This window comes from Mesorhizobium sp. M0074 (genome assembly GCF_040322975.1).
Classification (GTDB): domain Bacteria; phylum Pseudomonadota; class Alphaproteobacteria; order Rhizobiales; family Rhizobiaceae; genus Mesorhizobium.
This window is the reverse complement of the sequence record NZ_JAMYUM010000006.1, coordinates 59,015-82,946: the sequence shown is the minus strand read 5'-3', so window position 1 is coordinate 82,946 and position 23,932 is coordinate 59,015. Positions and strand designations below refer to the sequence as shown.

24 protein-coding genes and 1 pseudogene are annotated in these 23,932 nt (G+C 63.1%); 20 read left to right on the top strand and 5 right to left on the bottom strand.

Annotated elements, in window-relative coordinates:
* Positions 1–40: 40 nt before the first annotated feature.
* Positions 41–763: an SDR family oxidoreductase gene (locus tag NKJ73_RS10355; protein WP_352569258.1), complete on the bottom strand. Its 723-nt coding sequence runs from the start codon at positions 761–763 to the stop codon at positions 41–43.
* Between the two features lie 142 nt (positions 764–905).
* Positions 906–1,931: an aldo/keto reductase gene (locus NKJ73_RS10350; protein WP_352569440.1), complete on the bottom strand. Its 1,026-nt coding sequence runs from the start codon at positions 1,929–1,931 to the stop codon at positions 906–908.
* A gap of 328 nt (positions 1,932–2,259) precedes the next feature.
* On the opposite strand from NKJ73_RS10350, the gene NKJ73_RS10345 reads away from it, so the two are divergent.
* Positions 2,260–3,156, top strand: coding sequence for a LysR substrate-binding domain-containing protein (locus NKJ73_RS10345; protein WP_023676118.1), 897 nt, complete (start codon positions 2,260–2,262; stop codon positions 3,154–3,156).
* A gap of 205 nt (positions 3,157–3,361) precedes the next feature.
* Here the strand turns inward: NKJ73_RS10345 and NKJ73_RS10340 are convergent.
* A pseudogene (locus NKJ73_RS10340) lies at positions 3,362–4,048 on the bottom strand (IS630 family transposase); the annotation flags it as partial.
* 46 nt (positions 4,049–4,094) lie between these two features.
* On the opposite strand from NKJ73_RS10340, the gene NKJ73_RS10335 reads away from it, so the two are divergent.
* From NKJ73_RS10335 to NKJ73_RS10325, 3 genes are all read left to right on the top strand, one after another.
* The gene (locus tag NKJ73_RS10335) at positions 4,095–4,460 is read left to right on the top strand and encodes a LexA family protein (RefSeq protein ID WP_352569257.1); all 366 of its coding nucleotides are present in this window, start codon (positions 4,095–4,097) and stop codon (positions 4,458–4,460) included.
* The gene (gene nadE / locus NKJ73_RS10330) at positions 4,408–5,241 is read left to right on the top strand and encodes an NAD(+) synthase (protein ID WP_023676120.1); all 834 of its coding nucleotides are present in this window, start codon (positions 4,408–4,410) and stop codon (positions 5,239–5,241) included. Before NKJ73_RS10335 ends, nadE begins: the two co-directional genes overlap by 53 nt.
* A gap of 385 nt (positions 5,242–5,626) precedes the next feature.
* A complete protein-coding gene (locus NKJ73_RS10325) occupies positions 5,627–5,809 on the top strand; it encodes a LexA family transcriptional regulator (protein WP_352569256.1) in 183 nt (60 codons plus the stop codon).
* 6 nt (positions 5,810–5,815) lie between these two features.
* Here NKJ73_RS10325 and NKJ73_RS10320 read toward each other — a convergent pair whose 3' ends face one another.
* Positions 5,816–6,088 carry a hypothetical protein gene (locus tag NKJ73_RS10320; RefSeq protein WP_023676123.1) on the bottom strand — a complete coding sequence of 91 codons (273 nt, stop codon included), beginning with the start codon at positions 6,086–6,088 and terminating at the stop codon, positions 5,816–5,818.
* A gap of 257 nt (positions 6,089–6,345) precedes the next feature.
* Here NKJ73_RS10320 and NKJ73_RS10315 point away from each other — a divergent pair, with 257 nt between their 5' ends.
* From NKJ73_RS10315 to NKJ73_RS10275, 9 genes are read left to right on the top strand one after another with little or no spacing between them, the layout of a single operon-like run.
* On the top strand, positions 6,346–7,452 hold the full coding sequence (locus tag NKJ73_RS10315; RefSeq protein ID WP_352569255.1) for an NAD-dependent epimerase/dehydratase family protein: 1,107 nt from the start codon (positions 6,346–6,348) through the stop codon (positions 7,450–7,452).
* Positions 7,449–8,528 carry an NAD-dependent epimerase/dehydratase family protein gene (locus NKJ73_RS10310; protein ID WP_352569254.1) on the top strand — a complete coding sequence of 360 codons (1,080 nt, stop codon included), beginning with the start codon at positions 7,449–7,451 and terminating at the stop codon, positions 8,526–8,528. The genes NKJ73_RS10315 and NKJ73_RS10310 overlap by 4 nt, the downstream gene beginning before the upstream one ends.
* Positions 8,525–9,817: a TIGR04295 family B12-binding domain-containing radical SAM protein gene (locus NKJ73_RS10305; RefSeq protein ID WP_352569253.1), complete on the top strand. Its 1,293-nt coding sequence runs from the start codon at positions 8,525–8,527 to the stop codon at positions 9,815–9,817. The genes NKJ73_RS10310 and NKJ73_RS10305 overlap by 4 nt, the downstream gene beginning before the upstream one ends.
* Positions 9,802–10,902, top strand: coding sequence for a glycosyltransferase family 4 protein (locus tag NKJ73_RS10300; RefSeq protein WP_352569252.1), 1,101 nt, complete (start codon positions 9,802–9,804; stop codon positions 10,900–10,902). Before NKJ73_RS10305 ends, NKJ73_RS10300 begins: the two co-directional genes overlap by 16 nt.
* A gap of 2 nt (positions 10,903–10,904) precedes the next feature.
* Positions 10,905–12,035 carry a CgeB family protein gene (locus NKJ73_RS10295; protein ID WP_352569251.1) on the top strand — a complete coding sequence of 377 codons (1,131 nt, stop codon included), beginning with the start codon at positions 10,905–10,907 and terminating at the stop codon, positions 12,033–12,035.
* On the top strand, positions 12,032–13,126 hold the full coding sequence (locus tag NKJ73_RS10290) for a CgeB family protein (RefSeq protein ID WP_352569250.1): 1,095 nt from the start codon (positions 12,032–12,034) through the stop codon (positions 13,124–13,126). The genes NKJ73_RS10295 and NKJ73_RS10290 overlap by 4 nt, the downstream gene beginning before the upstream one ends.
* On the top strand, positions 13,123–14,232 hold the full coding sequence (locus tag NKJ73_RS10285) for a CgeB family protein (RefSeq protein WP_352569249.1): 1,110 nt from the start codon (positions 13,123–13,125) through the stop codon (positions 14,230–14,232). The genes NKJ73_RS10290 and NKJ73_RS10285 overlap by 4 nt, the downstream gene beginning before the upstream one ends.
* 23 nt (positions 14,233–14,255) lie before the next feature.
* Positions 14,256–15,302: a UDP-glucuronic acid decarboxylase family protein gene (locus NKJ73_RS10280; protein WP_352569247.1), complete on the top strand. Its 1,047-nt coding sequence runs from the start codon at positions 14,256–14,258 to the stop codon at positions 15,300–15,302.
* Between the two features lie 24 nt (positions 15,303–15,326).
* Positions 15,327–15,620, top strand: a complete 294-nt coding sequence (locus tag NKJ73_RS10275; protein WP_031211608.1) for a hypothetical protein — start codon at positions 15,327–15,329, stop codon at positions 15,618–15,620.
* Here NKJ73_RS10275 and NKJ73_RS10270 read toward each other — a convergent pair.
* A complete protein-coding gene (locus NKJ73_RS10270) occupies positions 15,557–17,302 on the bottom strand; it encodes a hypothetical protein (RefSeq protein WP_352569246.1) in 1,746 nt (581 codons plus the stop codon). The genes NKJ73_RS10275 and NKJ73_RS10270 overlap by 64 nt on opposite strands.
* Positions 17,303–17,541: 239 nt before the next feature.
* On the opposite strand from NKJ73_RS10270, the gene NKJ73_RS10265 reads away from it, so the two are divergent.
* The 7 genes from NKJ73_RS10265 to NKJ73_RS10235 are packed head-to-tail and all read left to right on the top strand — an operon-like array spanning position 17,542 to position 23,930.
* Positions 17,542–18,645 carry an inositol-3-phosphate synthase gene (locus NKJ73_RS10265; RefSeq protein WP_352569245.1) on the top strand — a complete coding sequence of 368 codons (1,104 nt, stop codon included), beginning with the start codon at positions 17,542–17,544 and terminating at the stop codon, positions 18,643–18,645.
* Positions 18,642–19,238, top strand: a complete 597-nt coding sequence (locus tag NKJ73_RS10260) for a histidine phosphatase family protein (RefSeq protein WP_352569244.1) — start codon at positions 18,642–18,644, stop codon at positions 19,236–19,238. Before NKJ73_RS10265 ends, NKJ73_RS10260 begins: the two co-directional genes overlap by 4 nt.
* A 14-nt stretch (positions 19,239–19,252) precedes the next feature.
* A complete protein-coding gene (locus tag NKJ73_RS10255) occupies positions 19,253–20,356 on the top strand; it encodes a CgeB family protein (protein WP_352569243.1) in 1,104 nt (367 codons plus the stop codon).
* Positions 20,356–21,156 (top strand): nucleotidyltransferase family protein, encoded by an 801-nt coding sequence (locus NKJ73_RS10250; RefSeq protein ID WP_352569242.1) that lies wholly within the window; start codon positions 20,356–20,358, stop codon positions 21,154–21,156. Before NKJ73_RS10255 ends, NKJ73_RS10250 begins: the two co-directional genes overlap by 1 nt.
* 2 nt (positions 21,157–21,158) lie before the next feature.
* Positions 21,159–21,920, top strand: coding sequence for a TIGR04290 family methyltransferase (locus tag NKJ73_RS10245; protein ID WP_352569241.1), 762 nt, complete (start codon positions 21,159–21,161; stop codon positions 21,918–21,920).
* Positions 21,913–22,845, top strand: coding sequence for a glycoside hydrolase 5 family protein (locus NKJ73_RS10240; RefSeq protein WP_352569240.1), 933 nt, complete (start codon positions 21,913–21,915; stop codon positions 22,843–22,845). The genes NKJ73_RS10245 and NKJ73_RS10240 overlap by 8 nt, the downstream gene beginning before the upstream one ends.
* A gap of 20 nt (positions 22,846–22,865) precedes the next feature.
* Entirely contained in the window at positions 22,866–23,930 is a 1,065-nt protein-coding gene (locus tag NKJ73_RS10235) for a glycosyltransferase family 4 protein (protein WP_352569239.1), read from the top strand.
* Positions 23,931–23,932 lie beyond the last annotated feature (2 nt).

Genomic DNA, 23,932 nt, shown 5'->3' with positions numbered 1-23,932 from the left:
TTCACCGATCTTGCGGCGCATGGGGCTGTAAGACAGTTGTTCACATCGCCTGCACGGTCGGGCGGACCAGGATCTCGTTGAGGGACGTCCGCTTCGGCCGGCTGAGAGCAAAGGCTATGATTTCGGCGATGTCCTGAGCCGGAATTGCAACATTGTCGCGGTAGTCCTGAGCAGACTTTTTGCTTTCCTCGTGTGTGATGTGGTCGGATAATTCTGTCGCCACCGCACCAGGCTCGATGACTATCACGCGGATGTCTGGCTGGAGTTCGACGCGAAGCGCCTCGGACCAGCCGTTGATCCCCCATTTGGTTGCCGAATAGGCAGCGAACCCGGCTGGAGCTACGCGACCTGCCACAGAAGAGATGTTCACCAGATCTCCCTTCTTGGCGCGGAGTTGGTCAAGGAAAACCTCAGTCACAGTCATGACACCCAGGAGATTGGTTTCGACCATCTGCCGATGCTCGGATCGCTTGGCCGATCCAAACGGCGCTGTGAGCATCACGCCTGCGTTGTTGACTAGAACATCGGCGCCGCCGAACTCCTGGACGCGCGCGGCGGCTCCAGCGATGGAGTCCCGGTCGGTCACGTCAGCCTGGATCGCGATAGCGCCTTCGCCGAGTTCGTCTGCGAGTGCCGCGACACGCTCGAGGCGCCGCCCTAGAAGGGCTACGCGATATCCTTCTGAAAGAAGCTCACGTGCCAGCGCCTCACCGATTCCGGAGGATGCACCAGTGATTACAGCGACCCGATTGTTGTTATTCATGGTAGTCCCCTTCGTTGTGCTCTCTGGCTGGCCCTACCGATCCGGAAAGACCGGAGCGAGGACCACAGAGGTGGCAGCGCCTCGGACAAGAAGCGCCGCCGGTACCCGGCTAGACTTCAGCCCGTCGGTTCTTGTGGGTTGGTCACCTGACCGGTGACATGCCGGTTCCGCCCTTGGAACTCGTTCCAAGTTTTGCGCCGGTATCGATCATCGCGAGCATTGGTGGGCTCAGACGCGCGCCCTGGACCGTGATCCGGGCAAAGCCGTCATCGATCTCCTTGACATCGGCCGCACTCAACTGGACCTGCAGCGCGTCCATGTTCTGGTCCATCTGGTCCTCCGTTATCGGGCCGGGAATGGGCACGATCCACGGCTTGCGGGCGAGCAACCAGCCAAGGGCGACCTGGCCGGGCGCAGCCTGATGACGTGCGCCTACACGCTGTAGCAGTTCGACCACCGGCCAGTTGGCGCGGCGGGCTTCAGGCGTGAAGCGCGGCAGGTTGGCCCGTAGGTCGGCAGGGCCATGCACGAACATGGGGGTGACAGTACCGGTCAGGTATCCCATGCCGAGCGGGCTCCATGGCACGAACCCGATGCCAAGCTCCTCGCAGGTCGCCAGAACCTCCACCTCCGGATCGCGGGTCCAGACAGAGTATTCATTCTGCACCGCCGTGACTGGCTGCACTTTGTGGGCGCGGCGGATGGTCGCTTCGCCTGCAGCGGACAGGCCGAAGTGGCGGACCTTGCCTTCACGGATCAATTCCTGCACCGCTCCGGCCACGTCTTCGACGGGCACGGTCGGATCGACACGGTGTTGGTATTGAAGATCAATGTAGTCCGTCTTCAAGCGGCGGAGCTGTTGCTCGGTCACCCGCTTGATATTGTCAGGGCGGCTGTTGACGCCTGTGACCTGGCCTTCGGGCGTGATGTCGAAGCCGAACTTGGTCGCGATGATCACCTGGTCGCGGATCGGCGAAAGCGCCTCGCCAACAATATCCTCGCCCAGGAAGGGTCCATAGACTTCAGCGACGTCGAAAAAGGTCACGCCCCGGTCATGCGCCGCCCGGATGATCCGCACGGCCTCCTGCCTGTTCGTGGGCGGGCTGTACATCCCGGCAAAGTTTTGGCAGCCCATCCCCATGGCAGAGACTTCCAGCGAGCCGAGCATGCGACGCTGAAGGTTCGATGACCTTGCACCTGTGGCTGCGGCACCCGATGTTGCCGTTTGAGCTCTCGACTCGGAAAGAGGCAGCAGCGACGCTGCGGCGATGCCTAGCCCAGCGGCGAACAATTTACGGCGGCTTGGCATCTCGGGAGCGCCTGTTTCGAAATCGTCTGCATAGTTCTTCATGGTGCTGCACCTCCACTGGGTTTGATCAACCTCCGAAACACATCAGCGTTTGCGGCTGTGTCTTCGTGAGTGAGCGCAGAATACGATGGCCGTTCCTTTCAAAAAATGGCATTCGGGTTGATGCGACATTAACCAGAGGTTCATAATGGACAAGGATCAGCTTGATGGGCTTGTGGCGTTTGCGCTTGTCGCCGAGAAGCGGAACTTCACGGCGGCGGCAGAAGCACTCAGGGTTTCGCCGCCTGCGATAAGCAAGATGATCAGACACCTCGAAACTCGCCTGGGCGTCACCCTGCTTACAAGAACGACACGAGCTACGAGCTTGACCGAAGCCGGGGAGAAATTCCTGCAACAGGCGGGACCGGCGCTGGATGCGATCCTTTCCGCTATGAAGGACGCGGGAAGCGCAGCGGACAAGCCTGCCGGTCGTCTGCGCTTGAATGTCCCGCAGACCGTCTATCCGAACTTCCTTAGGCCGCTGATCGCGACCTTTATCGAAAAGTACCCGGATGTGACGGTTGAGATCTTCTTCGAGAACGCGGCCACCAACATATTCGAGCGCGGGTTTGATGCAGGAATACGGGTGTCGGACATCCTTGCCAAAGATGTCGTGGCGCTCAAACTCTTCGGTCCCGTCCGATGGGTTGTGGCTGCTGCACCGGCCTACCTTGACAAGCATGGGCACCCTGAACATCCAAAAGACCTGTTGGCCCATCCTTGCATCTGCGCGGGAGCTGGCAATCGTGTGTACGATCGGTGGGAGTTCGAGAGCGACGGCAAGGAATTTGAGGTTCAGGTAAAGGGGCCGCTGATCCTCAATGATGTTCTGCTGGCGATCGATGCGGCCGTCGACGGCTTAGGGGTCGTTTACAGCCCTGAAGAAGCGATCAGCGACAAGTTGACGAGCGGCAAGCTCGAAGTCGTTCTGGACCACTTCACCGGGACAAGCTCGGGTGTGTACCTCTACTACCCGCAGCGGTCTCAAGTTCACCCCAAACTGCGGGCCTTCATCGAACATCTCAAAGGCCTGGAGAAGAGGTAGCGCGAGCTTCCTATTGGACGCAGCTTTCGCGTCCCACAGAACCGCTGTCAACGCGAAGAATATTGACGGCCTTCGTCACCTTGGTGCTGCGGATCGCAATCCAACAACGTCCGCTGTTGGCGCATTTGTTGCCATCTCCGTCACAGCGGCAGTCTTCGAAACGGCACAACGGCGTCGTGGTCAAGGTGCGAGGCAAACAGCGCTTACGATGCGCGTCGAGGAAGACGAACAGGTTTGCGGTGCGGTTGCGTTTGTACTCGCAGTCGTAGCGCTCCAGCCTTCCCGGCGCGGCCGGGATTGGCTGACGCACCTCGCCGATGAGTTGGGTCGGGCTTTCGTCGAAGCACACCACCGGCCGCTTCGGGTCCGGTGCCTCGGCATAGAGGTCGAGCACATCCTCCATGCGCGCGACATACTCCGCGTCAACCTTTGGAATGCACCACATGTCCTTGCGCCACGGCTTGAGATCGTTCTCGGCCAGGCGCCGGCGCACCGTCTCGCGCGCCAGCTGTTCGTGCTCGGTCAGCTTGACGAACGCATCGGCCAGCAGATCCAGTGTCCAACAGGCCCGACCCGGCGGCGGACTGGAGCAGGCGGTGGCCACCAGCAGGGCTTCTTCCTTGCCCGTCAGCTTGCGTTGCGCGCCTGCGCGTGGCTCTTCGCTGAGCGCCGCCTCTAGGCCCATCTCCACGAAGCGGCGCTTGGTGCGGTAGACAGTGGAGCCGCCGACCGCCACCGTTGTGGCAATGGTCTCGTCACTGCGGGCGGCATCGGCAGCAAGCAGGATCTGCGCCCGCTTGAGCTTGCGCGCCGGATGCTTGCCGCCTGCCAGCATGGCTGTGAGTTCGTCGCGTTCGGGTTGGTCGAGATCGACGCGATAGCGTACATTCATCCCGGAAGGCCTCCTTCGGTTGCGGAGGTTCCGGAAGAATCAGAAAATGAATCAATTAGGTGACGGACGGCCGCCAGACCGACCCCGCTTCACCGAAAAGCAGGGCCAGTACCTCGCCTTCATCCGGATCTACGGCCTGCTCAACGATCGCGCGCCGGCCGAACGCGACATGCAGCGCTTCTTCGGCGTCACCGCACCTTCCGTCCATCAGATGGTGCTCGCCCTTGAGCGCGCTGGATTGATCCGCAGGCAACCCAGCCTCGCGCACAGCATTGAACTGCTCGTCAAACCCGATATCTTACCCAGGCTACAACCCATCGAACCCGTCATTGCTGTGATATCAGGAGCACCCACTGCCAATGACCGAACAGGAAATGATTATCAACGCGTTGGGTGTCGCTCCCAGTGTTGACGTCGCGCTGGAGGCACGCCGGCGTATCGACTTTCTCGGCACGTATCTGCGTGCATCGGGGCTCAGCACCTATGTACTGGGGATCAGCGGCGGGGTGGATTCACTTGCCGCGGCCCTTCTGGCTCAACGGGCCGTTGAGGAACTGCGAACGGCTGGATACGACGCCAAATTCCTGGCCGTTCGGCTCCCGTATGGCAACCAGGCCGACGAGAGCGACGCCCAGCGGGCTTTGGACACCATAGGGGCGGACGAAGTGCATCGGGTCGACATCAAGCCGGCTGCCGACGCAATGCTAGATTCGATCAAGCGGGCTGGTGTCGAGTTCGGCGACGCAGGCCGCGAGGATTTCTTGCTTGGCAACATCAAGGCGCGTCAGCGCATGATTGCCCAGTTCGCGCTCGCCGGCGCCAGCCGAGGACTGGTCATCGGCACCGACCATGCGGCCGAGGCACTGATGGGCTTCTTCACCAAGTTCGGCGACGGCGCCGCCGATATCCTTCCTCTTTCGGGGCTAAACAAACGCAGGGTGCGAGCCTTGGCCGCGCATCTGGGCGCTCCGCCCGAACTCGTCGACAAGATCCCGACCGCCGACCTGGAGAACCTTGTCCCGCTTCGTCCTGACGAAGATGCCCATGGCGTCACGTATGAACAGATCGACGATTTCCTCGAAGGCAAGGAAATCGACGAGGCCGCGCGGACGCGGATTCTTCATGTGCATTCCAGCACGGCACATAAGCGCGCGCTTCCGGTGACAGCGATTGCGCTAACACTCTCGCCATGACGGCATTGGCAATAGTTCCATGATACCGTTTCGTGGTCAGCACCTCGTGGAGATTGCTTCTGCCATGTTGGCAACCGCATCGATGAGCACTTTGACGGCATGAACAGCCGGACCCTCGATAGCATTCCGCACTCTGGTTTGCTGCCTTCGAGCGCCTGAGCAGGTTGGCCGATCCGACGTAGGCGGCGACGCTATCTGCAAGCACGATCCTCACGTGAAAGGGTTCTTGCGTGAGGTCGCCGCCGCCATAGTCGATGATGCGCGTCGTCGCCTTTTCCAGGCGAAGTCTAGCCTCGGCGCACCCCGAGAGTTGGGAGGCATCCCTTATGACGAGGACGCGCTCGATCGCTTCCGTCGTCTCGAATAGTTCTGCGGCCAACGCGACATGCAACGCTTCTTCAGCGTCACCGCGCCTTCCGTCCATCAGATTGTGCTCACCCTCGAGCGGGCCGGATTGATCCGCAGGCAACCGGGCCTCGCGCGCAGCATTGAACTGCTCGTCAAACCCGATATCCTACCCAGGCTACAACCCATCGAACCCGTCGAATCCTCTATGCAGGGGTACTAGACGATGTTAGCCTTTCCGGCTGCGCTCGACGAACTTGTTGAAGCGGCTAGTCTTTCCGCCGCTGGTCTCATCCTGGTAGAGGAACGCCAGTTCGTTCTCATCGAAGATCCTGAAGAACTCGTCCCATTCAACGGGCTCGAACGTCTCTTCAGGCTCGCCGAAGTCGATGCGCAGTATGCCGCCCTCGCCCTTGGTGCGCACCACCGCCGGCCGCCCGTCGCGATCCTCGGCCCAACGGCGGATTTCGTCGTGATCGGTGGTCGTCTTCGATTCAGACATCGCAATCTCCCTTCGATTCCACCGCAGACCGCGAGACCCCCGCGTTGCCGGTCTGCCTCCACACAACCTGCAGATGCATCGCTGCCCGGCATGTGCGCGCGGTTGGTCGAACATGGCTCCTAACACCAAGCAGCCTTCGATGTTCCCACGCCTGGTTGAACCTACCCCGGCGAGCCTCCTGAACTTTGTTGAAGCAAGGGAACAAACCTTTCGCCCGGAAGTTTGGGGCGGCAAAGCCATTCGTATGAGGAGTTGTCGTGAAACGTATACTGGTCACGGGAGGCTGCGGTTTTATCGGCCGCCACGTCGCCCAGGAACTCGTTGAACATGGCTATGGGGTTTCAATTCTCGATGCGCTGCTGGATCAGGTGCATGGCGGCGAGGCAATCAGCCTGCCGGCAGGCGCCAAGCTGATCAAGGGCGACGTTCGCGATCGCGACGCCGTCACAGAGGCGGTCGAAGATGTCGACGCGATCATTCACCTGGCGGCTGAAGTGGGCGTCGGCCAGTCCATGTACGAGATCGCCCGCTATGTCGGCGCCAACGACCTCGGCACCGCCACGTTGCTGGAGGCACTGATCAAACGCCCGATCGAACGGATCGTCGTTGCTTCGTCGATGAGCGTCTATGGCGAGGGTCTCTATGCCACGCCGGACGGCCAGCGCATCGACAATGCAAGACGGCAGCCGGACGACATCCGCAGCGGCCAATGGAATCCCCTGTCGCCGGAAGGAGAAGTCCTGTTGCCGCTGCCGACCGACGAGCAGAAACCGGTCGACCTCGCCTCGATCTACGCGCTGACGAAATACGCCCAGGAACGAGCCGTGCTGATCTTCGGCGAAGCCTATGGCGTCGACGCGGTGGCGCTGCGCCTGTTCAATGTCTTCGGCGCCGGACAGGCACTCTCCAACCCGTATACCGGCGTGTTGGCGAACTTCGCCTCGCGCATCGCCAATGGCCAGCGGCCGCTGATTTTCGAAGACGGCGAACAGCAGCGCGACTTCGTTCATGTACGCGATGTCGCCCTCGCCTTCCGGCTGGCGCTGGAACAGCCTCAGGCGCGCGGCCACGTCATCAACATCGGCAGCGGGCGGGCCTACGCGGTCAGCGAGCTCGCCCGGCTGCTCGCCGAAGCGATGGGCGTGCCTGGACGCCAGCCGGAAATCCTCGGCAAGGCACGCTCCGGCGATATCCGCAACTGCTTTGCCGACATCTCCAAGGCGCGCGAACTGCTCGGCTTCCAGCCGCAGCACCGGCTGGAGCATTCGCTCGGCGATTTCGTCGCCTGGGTGCGTAACACGGTCGCCATCGATCGCAGCGCCGAGATGAAGCGGGAACTCGAAGCGCGAGGGCTGGTATCATGAGACCGGATTCACGCAATTTTCGCGAAGCGCCCGTCGCCATTATCGGCGGCAGCGGCTTCATCGGCTCGAACCTCGCCGACAGCCTGTTGTCGGACGGCGAGCCGGTGCTGGTCATCGACAATCTGAGCCGTCCCGGCGTCGAGCAGAACCTGGAATGGCTGACGCAAAAGCACGGCAACCGCCTCGCCGTCGAAATCGCCGATGTCCGTGACGCCGAGGCGCTCGCGCCGTTGGTGGCAGGCTCGAGGGCGGTTTTCCACTTTGCCGCGCAGACCGCCGTCACCACGAGCCTGGTTCGGCCGGACGAGGATTTCGACATCAACCTGCGCGGGACGTTCAACGTCCTGGAAGCCGCTCGCCGCAGCGGCAAGCGCATCCCCGTCGTTTTCGCCAGCACCAACAAGGTCTATGGCCGCCTCGCCGACCTTGCTATGCGCGAAGAAGACGGCAGATACGCGCCTCGCGACGCGGGCGTCCGAGCGCACGGCGTCGACGAGACGCGCGGCCTCGATTTCTGCACGCCCTATGGCTGCTCCAAGGGCGCGGCGGACCAGTATGTCCTCGACTACGCCAAGTCATACGACCTGCCGACGGCGGTGCTGCGCATGAGCTGCATCTATGGACCGCGCCAGTTCGGGACGGAGGATCAGGGTTGGGTCGCCCATTTCCTGCTTAACGCGTTCTCCGACCGGCCGATCACCATCTACGGTGATGGCAAGCAGGTGCGCGACATCCTCCATGTTGCCGACGCGGTCGCGGCTTATCGCGCCGTGCTCGACCGCATCGAGGCGATCAAGGGCCAAGCATTCAATCTCGGCGGCGGACCGGAAAACGCCGTCAGCCTGCGCATGCTGCTGAAGGAGATTCGCGACATAACGAAACGGGACGTTCCGATTCGTTACGACCGCGAACGCACCGGCGACCAACCGTTCTTCGTCGCCGACACGCGCGCGATCGAGGCGGCGCTGGGGTGGAAAGCGCACGTCCCGTGGCAAAACGGCATCCGCGACCTCGCCGACTGGCTGCAGCGTCATCGCCTCGACCCGCATCCCGAACCGGCGAGGTACGTGGCATGAGGGTCGCTCTGGTCAATCCGTCCTGGACGTACCAGGACAGCATCTATTTCGGCTGCCGCCAGCCGCATCTGCCGCTCGAACTCGGCTATTCGAAAGCGCTGCTCGAAGCAGCCGGCCACGAGGTGCTGATGCTGGACGGGCAGATCCAGAAGCTCGACAACGCCGCGCTCGCCGATCGCGTCGCCGCATTCGAGCCTGACATGACCGTCGTCAGCACCGCGCCGACCTACCTGTTCTGGCGCTGCGCACCGCCCGAGTTGCGCGTGCCGGCCGATTTCCTCAACCATCTTGCCGGGCGCGGCGGTCGCACCGTCGCCGTCGGGCCGCATGGCTCGGCGACGCCGACGCCGACTTTGCGCAAGCTTGGCGTCGACATCGTCGTGCGCGGCGAATGCGAGGAAGTGGTCGCGGAACTTGCCCGGCGCGACGACTGGAGCGCGGTGCCGTCCACCGCCCACTTCGAGGATGGAGAACTGGTCTCGAACGGCGGCGTCCATGCGAGCTCGTTCATCGATCACCCAGCGCTCGAATGGCCATCGGACTGGATTGCCGCCCATTCGCACCACCATCATCGCTTCGATGATGGTCAGGTCGGTTTCGGAGCGGAGGTCGAAGCGTCACGCGGCTGCCCGTACAATTGCAGCTTCTGCGCCAAGATCGATTTCCGCGATGCCTATCGCCGCCGGAACCACGAAGCAGTGATCGCCGAGATCGACCGGCTGATCGCACAGGGCGTCGGCTACATCTACTTCATCGACGAGATCTTCCTGCCGCAAAAGGCTTTGCTGGAGGCGCTGGTCGATCGCGATGTGAAGTTCGGCGTGCAGACCCGTATCGACCTCTGGAAACCGGAACTGCTGAGAATGCTCGGCGCCGCCGGCTGCGTCTCCATAGAGGCGGGGCTCGAAAGCCTGACTGTGGAAGGCCGCGCCATGCTGGCAAAACGCTGCCGTTTGGGCACCGAGGAGCTGGCCGCGTTGCTGGTCGACGCAAGGCGCCACGTGCCGTTCGTGCAGGCCAATCTGATCGGCGTGGTCGAGGACGATCCCGCGCTCGTCGATTATTGGCGGAAGCACCTGATCGACAACGGCGTTTGGGCCAACGAACCGGTGCCGCTCTATCCTTATCCGAGTTCGCCGAGCTACCGCGAACTTTGGGGCGAGCCGGACGATCTCGCCTGGGAGCGCGCGCATGAACATTACCTCGCATCCTTCCGAACGTTCAGCGACATCCAGGAGAAGCGGCCGCGTCCGCTGGCTGAATTGGAGGCCACATGTTGCGGACGCTGAGCCCGCCGCGTCGCATACTGATGACCGTCGATGCCGTCGGTGGCGTCTGGCGCTATGCGCTCGATCTGGCCAGGCAACTGGTCGCCGGCGGCGACAGCGTCGTGCTTGCCGGGGTTGGTCCGGAACCGTCCAGGCAGCAGGCCGAGGAGGCCCAGTCATTCGCGGCGCTGACATGGCTCAACACGCCGCCCGACTGGATGACCCGCAACGAGCACGACCTCGACACATTGCAGCAGGAGCTGCACCCGCTCATACGTGACTACGCCGTCGAAATCGTCCATCTCAACGCGCCGACGCAGGCCGCGGGGCTCGATGTGCCTTGCCCGGTGATAGCGGTCTCGCATTCCTGCGTGGTGACATGGTTCCACGCCGTCAAGGGACAGGCGGCGGACGGCGAATGGGCCTGGCAGAAGGACCGCAACCGGCGCGGTTTCGACAAAGCAGGCATGGTCGTTGCACCCAGCCGCAGCCATGCCGACATGCTCGAAACCTGCTACGGGCCGATCGCCCGCCTGAGCGTCGTCGGCAACGGGGCGCGGCCCGGCGCGAAGAGCGAAAGACGGGAATCGGTCGTTTTCGCCGCCGCGCGCTGGTGGGACGAAGGAAAGAATGCGGCGGTGCTGGACCAGGCCGCCTCCCTGACGCAATGGCCGGTCTTCGTCGCCGGCTCCTTGCAAGGCCCGGACGGCCAGCATGTTGGCTTCAGTCACGCCGTTCCCGTCGGACCGGTGCCACATGAGGAAGTGCGGTTGCTGATGGCTCGGGCCGGTATCTTCGTATCGCCGTCGCTCTACGAACCGTTCGGCCTGGCCACGCTGGAAGCCGCAATGTCGGCAACGCCCTTGGTGCTTGCCGATATCGCGACCTACCGGGAACTGTGGGACGGCGCGGCCCTGTTCTACGACGTGCGCGATCCGAGTGATCTCGCCAGCTGCATCAATGGCCTTTGCATTGACGCGCAGCGCCGGCGAGAGCTCGGTGAGGCGGCGGCGCGCCGAAGCCGCAGATTTTCACTGGCAAGGCAGGCGACCGCCATGCGCGGCGTCTACGACAAGGCGGCCCTGGCCACCATGGCGGATAACTGATTATGCGATTTTTATTCTACACCCATTCGATCGTTTCCGACTGGAACCACGGCAACGCACATTTCCTGCGCGGCATCATGCGCGAGCTGGTCGCGCGCGGGCACCAGGCGATCGCGCTGGAACCCGCCGACGGTTGGAGCCGGTCGAACCTGGTAGCCGAGAAAGGGTCCTTCGCGATCGAGCGATTCCGGAAGGATTTCCCCGAATTGATGCCGGTGACCTACGATGCCGCTTTCGACCACGAAGCCTGGATATCCGATGCCGATGTGGTGATCGTGCATGAGTGGACCGAGCCGGACCTTGTTGCGCGGCTGGGCAAGGCGAAAGCAACTGGCGGCCGTTTCACGCTGCTGTTCCACGACACGCACCATCGCGCCATCTCGGCCACGCAAGCGATTTCTGCCTTGCAGCTTGAACATTACGACGGCGTGCTCGCCTTCGGCGAGGCGCTGCGGGAAAGCTATCTTCGCGCCGGATGGGGCAAGCGGGTCTTTACCTGGCACGAGGCAGCCGATGACCATCTGTTCGAGCCCCATCCTGAAATCGAGCGCTGCGCCGACCTGATCTGGATCGGCAATTGGGGCGACGACGAGCGCAGCGCCGAAATCAGGGAATTCCTGGTCGAGCCGGTGCGTGACCTCGGATTGAGCGGCACTGTCCACGGCGTTCGCTATCCACGGCAAGCGCTCGCCGACCTTGCGGCCGCCGGCCTGCACTACGAAGGTTGGATCGCCAACGCCGACGTGCCGAAGGCGTTTGCAGCAAACCGCATCACAGTGCACATCCCCAGGCGTCCATACCGCGAAAGCCTGCCAGGCATCCCGACCATCCGTATGTTCGAGGCGCTCGCCTGCGGCATCCCGCTGGTTTCGGCGCCGTGGTCCGATGTCGAACGCCTGTTCAGGCCCGGCGTAGATTTTCTGTTTGCAAACAACGGTTCCGAGATGCGGCGTCATCTTCGCGCCGTGCTGCACGACGCGGATCTCGCCGCTTCTCTGGCGACATCGGGCCTCGAGACCATCCGCTTGCGGCACACATGCCGGCACCGGGCGGATCAATTGTTCGGCGTGCTCGCCGAATGCGGGCGCCGCCAAGCCGCCGACACGATCCTTGCAACGGAGGCCGCCGAATGAAGATTGCATTTTACGGGTCAAGCCTGCTGTCGTCCTACTGGAACGGCGCGGCCACCTATTACCGCGGGCTTCTCAAGGCTCTGGCCAGGCTCGGCTATGACATCACCTTCTATGAGCCCGATGTCTACGATCGCCAGAAGAACCGCGACATCGAGGCGCCGGACTGGTGTGCCGTCGTCGTCTATGAGGCGACCCCACAGGCGCTGATGCAGGTGGCGGCGCGGGCGGCGGAGGCAGATATCGTCGTCAAGGCGAGCGGCGTCGGTTTCGCCGACGACGCGCTGTTGCGGGCGGTGCTCGATCACGCCCGTGCCGATGCGCTCACCGTATTCTGGGATGTCGATGCGCCGGCGACGCTTGGCCAGTTGCGCGACGAGCCCGACCATCCGCTGCATCGCGCGCTGCAGGAAATCGACCTCGTGCTGACCTATGGCGGCGGCGACCCGGTGGTCTGGGCCTATCGGGCAATGGGGGCGGCCGAATGCGCGCCGATCTACAACGCGCTCGATCCGGAAACGCATCATCCGGTCGGCAAGGACATGCGCTTTGCCTGCGATCTCGCCTTTCTCGGCAACCGGCTGCCGGACCGCGAGGCGCGCGTCGAGGCCTTCTTCCTCGACCCGGCCGGCCTCTCCGCCGATCAGCGCTTCCTGCTCGGCGGATCGGGCTGGGGCGACAAGCAGATGCCCGCCAATGTCCGATGGCTCGGCCATGTCGGCACGCGCGACCACAATGCATTGAACGTCACGGCCAAGGCGGTGCTGAACATCAGCCGCGACAGCATGGCGGCCAATGGCTTTTCACCTGCGACGCGCGTTTTTGAGGCGGCGGGCGCCGGCGCATGCCTCATCACCGACGCCTGGCTCGGCGTCGACCTGTTCCTGAAACCCGGCGAGGAAATCCTGGTCGCGCGCGATGGCGAGGACGTCGCCGAGATCATGCAAAGCCTTAGTGCCGAACGGGCCAAGGCGATCGGGACATCGGCGCTTCGGCGCGTGCTTGGCGAACATACCTATACGACACGTGCCGTTTTAGCCGACGCCATCTTCAGGCGCCATTTCGAGCGTCCGACCGTGGAGGCGGCCGAATGACAAAGCCGCTCGACATCGTCTTTCTTGGCCTGTCGCTCTCCTCATCCTGGGGAAACGGCCACGCCACCACCTTTCGGGGGCTGCTTAAAGGTCTCCACGAACTCGGCCACCGCGTCACTTTTCTCGAACGCGACGTGCCGTGGTACGCAAGTCACCGGGATCTGCGCGATCCCGATTTCTGCGCCTTGCGCTACTATGAGACGACCGATGATCTTCGCCGCAATTTTGCGCGCTGCCTGCGCGATGCCGATATCGTGGTCGTCGGCTCCTTCGTTCCCGAAGGCCCTGAAATCATCGACGTCGTGGCATCGCTGTGCACGGGTCAGTTCTGCTTCTACGACATCGACACGCCGATCACGCTGGCAAAGCTTTCGACCGATGATTGCGAGTACATTGCCAGGCGGCAGGTCCCGTATTTCGACGTCTATTTCTCCTTCACCGGCGGGCCGACGCTTGCCCGTCTGACGGCGGAATTCGGCGCGAGGCGGGCCGAGCCGCTCTACTGCTCCGTCGACCCGGAACGGCATCACGGAACCGGTCATCCAATCCGCTGGGATCTCGGCTATCTCGGCACCTACAGCCCCGACCGCCAGGCGACGCTGGAGGCCCTGCTGTTCGAACCGGCGCGTCGCATGCCGGAGCGCCGCTTCGTCGTGGCAGGCTCGCAGTATCCGCGCGAAATCGCCTGGCTGGACAATGTGGATCGCATCGAACACCTGCCGCCGGCAGATCACGCCGCCTTTTACAGCCGCCAACGCTACACGTTGAACGTCACGCGCAGTTCCATGATCGCGGCCGGATGGTCGCCCAGCGTGCGCCTCTTCGAGGCAGCCGCCTGCGGCACGGCGATCATCAGCGATAGCTGGGCCGGACTGGACAGCCTGTTTCCAGAGTGGACGATCCACACGGCGCGCAGGACCGAGGACGTAATCGGTATCCTGTCCGGGGAATCCGACGGCGCCCGGCTTGCCATGGCCAAGCAGGCGCGCGTGCTCATCCTCGCAGCTCACACAAGCATCGCAAGAGCCCGCGAATTCGTTTCGCTGCTGGCGCAGGCCAAATCGCCACGTTCTGTTCTCGATCTCGACGTCGAGAGCGCAGCATGACCCGCAGACGGGAGAAGATAGAGATGCAGCTATCAAGAAAGGCGCAACGGACCAAGACCGTGCTTGTCGCCGGCGGCGCAGGTTTCCTCGGTTCGCATCTTTGCGAGACAATGCTCCAGGCCGGCTGGCGCGTGATCTGCGTCGACAATTTCCTTACCGGCCGCATGGAGAACATAGCATCGATCGCCGATCGTCCGGATTTTCGGCTGATCAAGCAAGACATTTGCCGACCGTTGGAGCTTGGCGAACCGGTTGACCGCATCTTCAACATGGCGTGCGCGGCCTCGCCGCCGCGTTACCAGGCCGACCCGGTCCATACGACGCGGACTTGCGTCATCGGAACGCTCAATCTGCTGGAGCTCGCCGCCCGCAATGGCGCCCGGTTCCTGCAGGCGTCCACCAGCGAAATTTATGGCGATCCCGAACAGCATCCGCAGAAGGAAGACTATGTCGGCCACGTGAACTGCATCGGCCCCCGGGCCTGCTATGACGAAGGCAAGCGCACCGCCGAAACCTTGTGCTTCGATTATTTGAGAATGGGAAAGGCCGATATCCGTGTCGCGCGCATCTTCAACACCTATGGTCCCAGGATGGATCCTGCGGATGGACGGATCGTTTCCAATCTGATCATGCAGGCACTCGAGAGACGGCCGCTGACGATATTCGGCGACGGGCTGCAGACCAGGTCGTTCTGCTACGTTTCCGATCTGGTCGACGGCTTAATCCGGTTGATGGAGGTCGATCCCAATCCGCGCCAGCCTGTCAATCTGGGCAATCCGGGGGAGTTCACCATCCTGCAACTGGCGAGCCTGGTGAGAGGCATGACCGCAACCAAATCGGACTTGAAATTCCTGCCGCTGCCGCAAGACGATCCTCGCCGTCGGCAACCCGACATTTCCCGCGCAAGGAAGCTTCTCGGCTGGTCGCCAAAAGTGCCGCTCAGGCAGGGTTTGGTGCGCACAATCGGCTATTTTGCCGAGCTTGAGACGGCGCAGATGATCGACAGAAGACGTCGAATTGCCGCCACCGTGCGTGCTGCATCAGGCCGGCTGCAAAACCTGCCGGCCTGAAGGCGGGGAGCGTCTGGCCGCTGCTTGGTCACGACGGAAAGCGCCGTCGTCTCGGATTTGGTCACTTTTTCTCGTCGCGGGAACAACCCGTCCAGCTTCTGGTTCTGTCAAGGTACCGGCATGGAGACGATTGTGCATCCGAAGCGATCCGCCAAAGACATCGAACAAATGGCCGCAAAGGAGACGGCTGCCTTCCTGCGGCGCGCCTCCATCACCTATCTGGAATGTTGTGTGAGCCTGATGATGACGCATCTTCAGCGCGAGGAGGTAGCGGCCATCCTCGAAAAGGAAGCGGATATGCTGCGCCGGCTGGACTGATCCCGCTCGAGCGGCGGCAGGTCGCCTTGGCTTTCCAGGAAACGAAGCAGCGCGGCAGCGTAACGTCTTGCCGCGGCCGCCAGCCGGATCTGTTCCCGATCATCGCCCGATCGCTCAGCCATGCTCCACAAGCCAAGCTGGAAGGCGAGATAGCAGGGCTCGTAGTAGTGGACCAGATTGGCATCGACGGGACGAGAGGTAGTCGCCTCGACAGCTTTGCACAGTGCCGCAGTCGCCGCGTCGGCGAGGCTGTACTCGACACGGGCGCCAGCAATGTCCCAGGCGATGTCCTGGCAGCCGACCAGATCGTGCGACCGACAATGGTCGAGGGCGTCCGTCTTGATCAGCGTTCCGCCGCGCGAAAGGATGAACTCCCACGGATGAAGCCGCCCGTCGATTTCGACCCGCTGCATGGTCTTTGGTGGAGCCTGTTTCGAGAACCAGTTCCGCAGCTCCGCTGCGCGGCTTTCGCCCAAAGCCTCGCTTGTATTCTGCACGGCCATGTCGGCAAGCGCCTCCAGCGAGGCGCCCGGTTCGGAGGCGGGCAGATTGGCTGCGCGCCAGGCCAGATAGCGCGCGAGATGAGCGACCATTTTTTCTTTCGAATGCCTTGCCCGCTCCAGCGTTGTACCGTCGATCCAGCGTTCAACGAGAAAGCCATGGCACAGCCCGGCGATGTCCGGGCCAAAGCCTGCATCGTGCAGCTTCCTGGCGGTCTCGGCCTTTTGCATTCCGATTTCGCCGAGGCCAACGAATTTGACCGACCATTTTCCCCGGCCCGCAAAAGCGAGGAACTTTCGCCGCTCGAAGCCGCGGTGAACAGGTGGCCAATGATCCAGCGAGCCATAGTGCAAGCGACGCCACTCTCCGGCGGATGTTTCGGTCAGGCTGGCCGCTGTGCGGCCGATCGTCCTGGCCACCCAATCCCGCAACGTCGGGACAGCGGATCCAGCAGGGAAAGTCCGTTCGAAATCCACGCTGTGTTTTTGGCAAACCGTCCATGCCTCCCGACTGTTCGTCGATGCCTCGGGGCCCGGCCCACCCGAATGGCTGGGGAACAGATGGATGCGCCCGGCATCGATATCCAGCGCTTGCAGCCATGCGACGACTGCGTGAAACGAGCTGCCGGACAGGCCCGGGCCCTCATCGACGACAGCGAAATGGGCCGATGGCCTTGTCCTCCAGCCGCCGATCAGTTCCGGATCGGCGGCAAGCCGCCTGCGAAACGGATGACCGGTCGGACGGACGCTGACGGGTGCCGGTGCGCCGATGGCTGCAGCCACCATCGCTGCAAGCCCCAGGCCGATGCTGCGGATGCCGATTACGCATGTGTTCGCATCGAGACCCGACTGCCGCGCGGCGACGAAATAGCTCTCCGGATAGAGCGCGTAATGGGCGTAGCCCTCGGCCGTGCCGATGAGGATTTCGCCATCGCAATCGAGTTCGGCCAGCATTCGCGGCACTTCGGCATCGACCGGGCCGTCGATGGCGAATCCGGCCGCCCACGATCTGCCCACGTCCCGGGCCAAGCCGACCAGGAGATTTGCGCCCGCGATCCGCTGTCGGGAATTCCTGTCCATGCCGTTGGCCTCGAATTCAGCATCGGCAAGGCCCTGGACCAATTCCGAGATCTTGATGAACAGGCCGACCAGGGCTGCGTGCCGTCCGATCCCGCTTGGCATATCCGCAATGTGCCCGGCCGCTTTGCAGGCCGAGCCGCGAACATATCGCGCGCTCTCAATTCGCTTGTGGTCGCCATAGACGATCATTGTCCCGTCCCGGTTGGCCTCACTGCACAACTCGGCGAGCGCTACTTTGATCCACCATCGGTTGCACGATTTTTGCAGCCGGCAAGGAACAATCAGCGAGGCAGGCGGTTTGGCACGAAGAACTTACCTTCAACAGCATAGGCAGCGGTTTCGTGGGATCGAAGAAAGTTCGGATCGGAATAGTCGGCGTCGGCAACTGCGCCTCCTCCCTTGTTCAGGGCATCACCTATTACCGCGACGCAAGGAGCAATGAGCCCATACCCGGGCTGATGCATGCCGATCTTGGCGGCTATCATGTCAAGGACATCGAAGTGGTCTGCGCTTTCGACGTCGCCAACGGCAAGGTCGGACGCGATGTGGCAGACGCGATCTACAGCGCGCCGAACAATACTTTCCGCTTTGCCAATGTAGCGCCTACCGGCGCCCGCGTCGAACGCGGACCGACGCTGGATGGCATCGGCAAATATCTGCGCGACGAGATCGTGGAGGCCGACGAGCCGGTCGCCAACATCGGCAAGATCCTCGCCGAAAGCGGCGCCGAAATCCTGGTGTCCTATCTGCCTGTCGGTTCGGAGGAGGCAACGCGCTTTTATGCCGAGTGCGCGCTCGAGGCGGGCTGTGCCTTCGTCAACTGCATACCCGTCTTCATCGCCTCGCGGCCGGAGTGGCGCCGGCGCTTCGAGCAGCACGGCCTGCCGCTGATCGGCGACGACATCAAGAGCCAGGTCGGTGCGACGATCGTCCACCGGCTGCTCGCCAACCTGTTCCGCGAGCGCGGCGTGCGCATCGATCGCACCTATCAGCTCAATTTCGGCGGCAACACCGACTTCCTCAACATGCTGGAACGCGAGCGGCTGGAATCGAAGAAGATCTCAAAGACGCAATCCGTCACCAGCCAGATCGACGTTCCCCTGGAGCCCGGCAACATTCACGTCGGGCCGAGCGACCATGTCCCGTGGCTGACCGATCGCAAGTGGGCCTATATCCGGGTCGAAGGCACAACCTTCGGCGGTGTGCCGCTGAATGCCGAGCTCAAGCTGGAAGTGTGGGATTCGCCCAATTCGGCCGGCGTCGTCATCGATGCGGTGCGTTGCGCCAAGCTGGCGCTCGACCGCGGTATCGCGGGCGCGCTGACCGGTCCCTGCAGCTATTTCATGAAATCGCCGCCCGAGCAGTTCACCGACGCGGAAGCCCGCCAGCGCACGCTCTCGTTCATCGCCGGCAAGGACGAGCCGATGCTCGATGCCGCGGAATGACGACGACGTTCTTTCTGGTGCGCCACGCCGCGCACGACAATGTCGGCTGTTATCTTGCCGGACGGATGGCCGGCGTTTGCCTCGGCGAAGCCGGCAAGGCACAGGCCTCGCATCTGGCAGACCGCATGGCACGCGACGCGATAGCGGCAATCTTCTGCAGCCCGCGCGAACGCACGCAGGAGACTGCCAATCCGATCGCGCTCGCCTGCAATGCCGGTGAGATCGTGATCCGCGAGGAACTCGATGAGATCGACTTCGGCACCTGGTCGGGAAAGACCTTCGAAGAGCTGAACCAGGATGCCGACTGGCGAGTGTGGAACGACCAGCGTCAGCAGGCGAGAACACCGAGCGGCGAGACCATGCTGGACGTGCAGCAACGCGTCGTCTCATTGATCGAGCAGGTCCGCGGCACCTACCAGAACCAGGGCGTCGCACTGGTCAGCCATGCCGACGTCATCAAGGCCGCCGTGTGCAAGGTGCTCGGCCTGTCGCTGGGAAACTGCTTTCGCTTCGATATCGACCCAGCGTCGATCACCACGGTTGTTTGGGGGGACTGGGGGTCGAAGCTGATCAGACTCAACGAAGCTGCCTGACGAGGAATTGCCGGATGCGCATGGTCATTTTCGGTCTTACCGTGACATCGTCGTGGGGCAATGGGCACGCTACGCTGTGGCGCGGATTGATCCGGGCGATGGCCGGGCTGGGCTGGTCTATCACCTTCTTCGAACGCAACACTCCCTATTATGCCGGGACGCGCGACCTCGACCAGTTGGATGGCGGCAACCTCGTCCTTTATCAGGATTGGGAGGACATCCAGCGCGTTGCCGAGCAGGCGATGAATGAGGCCGATGTGGTCATCGTCACCTCCTATTGCCCCGATGCCGTGAGCGCGTCGCGCCTTGCCCTCCAGGCCTGTCGCGGGCTGAAGGTGTTCTACGATCTGGATACGCCGGTGACACTGGCGCGGATCGAACAAGGTGAGCCTCCGGCCTATTTCGGGCCGGAAGGGCTTCGCGATTTCGATCTCGTGCTGAGCTACACGGGAGGCACCGCGATCGACGCATTGAAGTCGATGCTGGGTGCACGCCGCGTCATGCCGCTCTACGGCCATGTCGATCCAGAGCGACACCGGCCGGCTCCGCCCAGGCCGGAGTTTGCCGGCGACCTTTCCTATCTCGGGACCTATGCGGCAGACCGCCAGGTCGGGGTCGAGAGGCTGCTGGTCAGTCCGGCTGCGCGCCTGCCGGAGCGCCGCTTCATCATTGGCGGCGCACAATATCCGCAGGAATTCCCGTGGAGCGACAATATTTTCTTCGTCCGGCATCTGCCGCCGGCCGACCACCCCGCCTTCTTTTCATCATCACGGCTGACCCTGAACGTGACCCGCGAGGCGATGGCCGAAAGGGGCTGGTGTCCTTCCGGCCGGCTGTTCGAAGCCGCCGCTTGCGGTGCCGCGATGGTGAGCGACACATGGCCGGGACTGGAGGCCTTTTTCCGGCCCGGCGAAGAGATCGTCGTGGCGAACAGCACCGACGACGTGGTCGCCGCGCTCGACCTGTCCGACGCCGAGCTTGACGCTATCCGCCGCCGAGCGCGCGAGCGGGTGCTGGACGAACACACCTCGGCGCGGCGCGCGAAGGAATTCGACCGCATCCTGTCCGATGCACTGCACGGCTCCACGCATGGCGAGCCGTTGAAGGAGGCAGTTTGATGTTGGGCATCGTGCCCGCAGCCGGACGGGGAAGCCGCATCCAGCCGCTCGGCTTTTCGAAGGAGCTTCTGCCGGTCGGCAGCCGCATCGACGGCAACACCGAGCGGCCTTGCGCGGTCAGCGAATACCTGGTGCGCCGCATGGTGCGCGCGGGGGCCGACAAGATCTGCTTCGTCATCGGCTCGGGTAAGTCGGATATCCTCGAATATTATTCTGCCGGCTATGCCGACGCGACTGCGCTGTTTGTGGTGCAGCCCTCTCCGGTCGGCCTTTGCGACGCCATCTTCCGTGCCGCACCGCTCGTCACAGCCGATGAGACCGTTCTGGTCGGGTTGCCCGATACAATCTGGTTTCCCGAAGACGGCTTCCTGGCCCTCCCGGACGACGGCCTGTCCTTCCTGCTGTTTCCGGTGGACCAGCCGGAGTTCTTCGATGCCGTCGTTGTCGACCAGGACGACCGGGTGAAGCAAATCCAGGTCAAGCAGCAGAATGCCCAATCGAACTGGATCTGGGGTGCGTTCAAGATGCCCGGCCGCACCCTTCACCAGCTCGCCGCGCTGTGGCGGGAACGGGACCGGTGCGACGAATATATCGGCACGCTGGTCAATGCCTATCTCGCCGCCGGAGGCGATGCCTATGGCATCAAGGCTGGCACCGCCTATGTCGACGTCGGCACCTTCAACGGCTACCGCACCGCACTTCGCCTGCTTGAAAGCGCCGGCGGTACCAAGGACGACCAAGTCGCCATTACGCTGCCCGGCCACCAGCACGTCCCTGTCCTCGCAGGCGAAGGAGGCTAGCCATGCTGCATTCCGATGCCGAAATCCGCCGCCGTATCGATGCGCTCGGCCCATGGTTCCACAACATGGAATTGGCCGGCGTCGAAACGGCTCCCGATCATTTCCTCGGCAATTACCCCCTGATCAAATGGCGCAAATTCGCCGACGCCATCCCCGCCGATCTTTCCGGCAAGGCGGTGCTCGACATAGGCTGCAATGCGGGTTTCTATTCGATCGAGATGAAACGCCGCGGCGCCGGCCGCGTGCTTGGCATCGATTTCGATGAGGCTTACCTGGCGCAGGCGCGCTTTGCCGCTGAGGTAGCAGACTGCGACATCGAATTCCGGCAGCTCTCGGTCTACGACGTTGGCGCCCTGCATGAGCGGTTCGACATCGTGCTGTTCATGGGCGTGCTCTACCATTTGCGCCATCCCTTGCTCGCACTCGATCTGATCCGGGAGCACGTCGCCCGGGACCTGATGATCTTCCAGTCGATGCAGCGCGGCAGCACCAACGTGCCGGCGCTCGAGCAGAATTATCATTTCTGGACCCACGACCTGTTCGACCGGCCGGAGTTCCCAAAGCTGCATTTCATCGAGCATCGCTATGCCGACGACCCGACCAACTGGTGGATTCCCAATCGCGCCTGCACCGAAGCCATGCTGCGCAGCGCCGGCTTCGAGATCGTGCTGCAACCGGAGCAGGAGGTCTATTTCTGCCGCACCGGCGACGTGCCGGCCGGCGGCGCCGCCGTCTACCCGTCGAAAGGACCGATAAATGATTGAAGCCGCGATGATCTGGAACGAGCCCAACAACAAATCCCACTGGGATCCCGAGCTCGACCCCGACTGGAGCCGCTTCGCCAACATGGCAATCCTGGCCGCCGACGCGATCGCGTCGGAGAATCCGGCCTTGACCAAGGTTCTTGGCGGCATCTCGCCGATCGATGCCGGTTTCATGACACGGATGAAGGAGTTCGACGTGCTCGATCATGTCGATGCTGTCGCCGTGCACGGTTTCCCGCTCGACTGGAACCTCTGGCAGATCCACGAATGGCCGCAGAAGATCGGGGAGATTTCGGCTGTCACCGATCTTCCGGTATGGGTCAGCGAGGTCGGCGTGTCGACCTTCGGCGCCGAGGAGGTGCAGGTCTGGGGCCTGCGCCGGACCGCGGAACTGCTGATCGGCAACGCACCGCGCATCCAATGGTATAGCCTCTACGACCTGCCGCGAGAATGGGAAGCGACGACGCGCCATCGCGAGGCGGAAGGCTCTTCCTACTACCGCCATTTCTACATGGGCCTGCTGCGCCAGGACGGCACGCCAAAGCCCGCGCTCGAGGAATTCCTGCGCCACGCGCCGGCAATGGGACTGGTGCAGTGGTTCCATTTCGAAGATCACCGGCTGGGTGACGCCGTCGCCTGGATGAAACGGCTCGGCGTCACCAATCTGCGCACCGGGCTTTCCTGGGCCGACAGCTTCAGGCCGAACGCACTTGACTGGTTCGACAGGCAGATGGAGGCGTTGGCCGACTTCGACGTGACGGTCACCTTCTGCTTCACGCCGGAACACCGCGGAATGATGCCGCACCACAGCAGTCCGCCGCTGGTGCCGGAGGAATTCGCCGACTTCTGCGCGGCAATGACGCGCCGATATGCCGGCAGCATCGCTGCCCCTTCGGTCGGCAGGCTGCGCGCCTCCGCAGCGTGAGGAGCTTCGGCTCTCCAGCCATGACGCTCACCGTCCTCAACGTCGCCTATCCCCTCGCCCCGGTCGGGCCGGATGCGGTCGGTGGTGCCGAGCAGGTGCTGTCGATGCTCGACCAGGCGCTCGTACAGGCCGGACACCGCTCGATCGTGATCGGCTGCCAGGGCTCGAGCGCTGCGGGTGTCCTCATCGAGACGCCGGCCGAACCGGGCGTGCTCGATGAAGCGGCGAGGCACCGGGCACAGCGTGCTCATCGCGCCGCAATTGCTACCGCGCGCGCCCGTTGGCCAATCGACGTGGTTCATTTGCACGGCATCGATTTCGACGCCTATCTGCCGGGCGACGGGCCGACATTGGTGACCTTGCATTTGCCGCTCGACTGGTATCCGGCCGACGCTCTGCGTCCGGCGCGAAACGATCTGTGGCTGCATGCCGTATCGGCGGCTCAGCAAAGAACCGCACCACCGGGAGCCAGGCTGATCGGGCCGATTCCCAACGGAGTGGACGTCGACGCGCTGAGCGAACCGCAGGCCAAACACGACTTTGCGCTCGTGCTCAGCCGCGTCTGCCCGGAAAAGGGCATCCATCTGGCGCTGGACGCAGCCAAGAAGGCCAGAGTGCCGCTGGTCATCGGTGGCAAGGTCTACCCCTATGAAACGCACACAGCGTATTTTCGCGACGAGGTCGAACCCCGGCTGGACGACCGGCGCCGCTTCCTTGGTCCGCTCGGCTTTGTCGCCAAGCGGCGCCTGCTGAACACAGCCCGCTGCCTAGTCATCCCGAGCCTTGCCGCGGAAACCAGTTCGCTCGTCGCCATGGAGGCGCTCGCCTGCGGCACCCCCGTGGTGGCCTTCCCGAATGGCGCACTGCCGGATGTGGTCGAGCACGGCAAGACCGGGTATCTGGTCGGGGATGTCGACGAGATGGCCGAAGCCATCGCTGCCGCACCCAGCCTGGACCCCGAGACCTGCCGGGCCGAGGCGCGGCGGCGCTTTTCACTCGACCGCATGGTTTCCTCCTACATGGACGCCTATCGGGCGCTGGCACGGCTCGGCACAGACAGCGGGCAGCTCGCGACGGCAAAGTGAGC

Coding starts and splice junctions, on each gene's coding strand:
- NKJ73_RS10355 (WP_352569258.1), bottom strand. CDS start 763: ATGAATAACAACAATCGGGTCGCTGTAATCACTGGTGCATCCTCCGGA.
- NKJ73_RS10350 (WP_352569440.1), bottom strand. CDS start 1,931: ATGCTCGGCTCGCTGGAAGTCTCTGCCATGGGGATGGGCTGCCAAAAC.
- NKJ73_RS10345 (WP_023676118.1), top strand. CDS start 2,260: ATGGACAAGGATCAGCTTGATGGGCTTGTGGCGTTTGCGCTTGTCGCC.
- NKJ73_RS10335 (WP_352569257.1), top strand. CDS start 4,095: ATGAATCAATTAGGTGACGGACGGCCGCCAGACCGACCCCGCTTCACC.
- nadE (WP_023676120.1), top strand. CDS start 4,408: ATGACCGAACAGGAAATGATTATCAACGCGTTGGGTGTCGCTCCCAGT.
- NKJ73_RS10325 (WP_352569256.1), top strand. CDS start 5,627: ATGCAACGCTTCTTCAGCGTCACCGCGCCTTCCGTCCATCAGATTGTG.
- NKJ73_RS10320 (WP_023676123.1), bottom strand. CDS start 6,088: ATGTCTGAATCGAAGACGACCACCGATCACGACGAAATCCGCCGTTGG.
- NKJ73_RS10310 (WP_352569254.1), top strand. CDS start 7,449: ATGAGACCGGATTCACGCAATTTTCGCGAAGCGCCCGTCGCCATTATC.
- NKJ73_RS10305 (WP_352569253.1), top strand. CDS start 8,525: ATGAGGGTCGCTCTGGTCAATCCGTCCTGGACGTACCAGGACAGCATC.
- NKJ73_RS10300 (WP_352569252.1), top strand. CDS start 9,802: ATGTTGCGGACGCTGAGCCCGCCGCGTCGCATACTGATGACCGTCGAT.
- NKJ73_RS10295 (WP_352569251.1), top strand. CDS start 10,905: ATGCGATTTTTATTCTACACCCATTCGATCGTTTCCGACTGGAACCAC.
- NKJ73_RS10290 (WP_352569250.1), top strand. CDS start 12,032: ATGAAGATTGCATTTTACGGGTCAAGCCTGCTGTCGTCCTACTGGAAC.
- NKJ73_RS10285 (WP_352569249.1), top strand. CDS start 13,123: ATGACAAAGCCGCTCGACATCGTCTTTCTTGGCCTGTCGCTCTCCTCA.
- NKJ73_RS10280 (WP_352569247.1), top strand. CDS start 14,256: ATGCAGCTATCAAGAAAGGCGCAACGGACCAAGACCGTGCTTGTCGCC.
- NKJ73_RS10270 (WP_352569246.1), bottom strand. CDS start 17,302: ATGCCAAGCGGGATCGGACGGCACGCAGCCCTGGTCGGCCTGTTCATC.
- NKJ73_RS10260 (WP_352569244.1), top strand. CDS start 18,642: ATGACGACGACGTTCTTTCTGGTGCGCCACGCCGCGCACGACAATGTC.
- NKJ73_RS10255 (WP_352569243.1), top strand. CDS start 19,253: ATGCGCATGGTCATTTTCGGTCTTACCGTGACATCGTCGTGGGGCAAT.
- NKJ73_RS10250 (WP_352569242.1), top strand. CDS start 20,356: ATGTTGGGCATCGTGCCCGCAGCCGGACGGGGAAGCCGCATCCAGCCG.
- NKJ73_RS10245 (WP_352569241.1), top strand. CDS start 21,159: ATGCTGCATTCCGATGCCGAAATCCGCCGCCGTATCGATGCGCTCGGC.
- NKJ73_RS10240 (WP_352569240.1), top strand. CDS start 21,913: ATGATTGAAGCCGCGATGATCTGGAACGAGCCCAACAACAAATCCCAC.
- NKJ73_RS10235 (WP_352569239.1), top strand. CDS start 22,866: ATGACGCTCACCGTCCTCAACGTCGCCTATCCCCTCGCCCCGGTCGGG.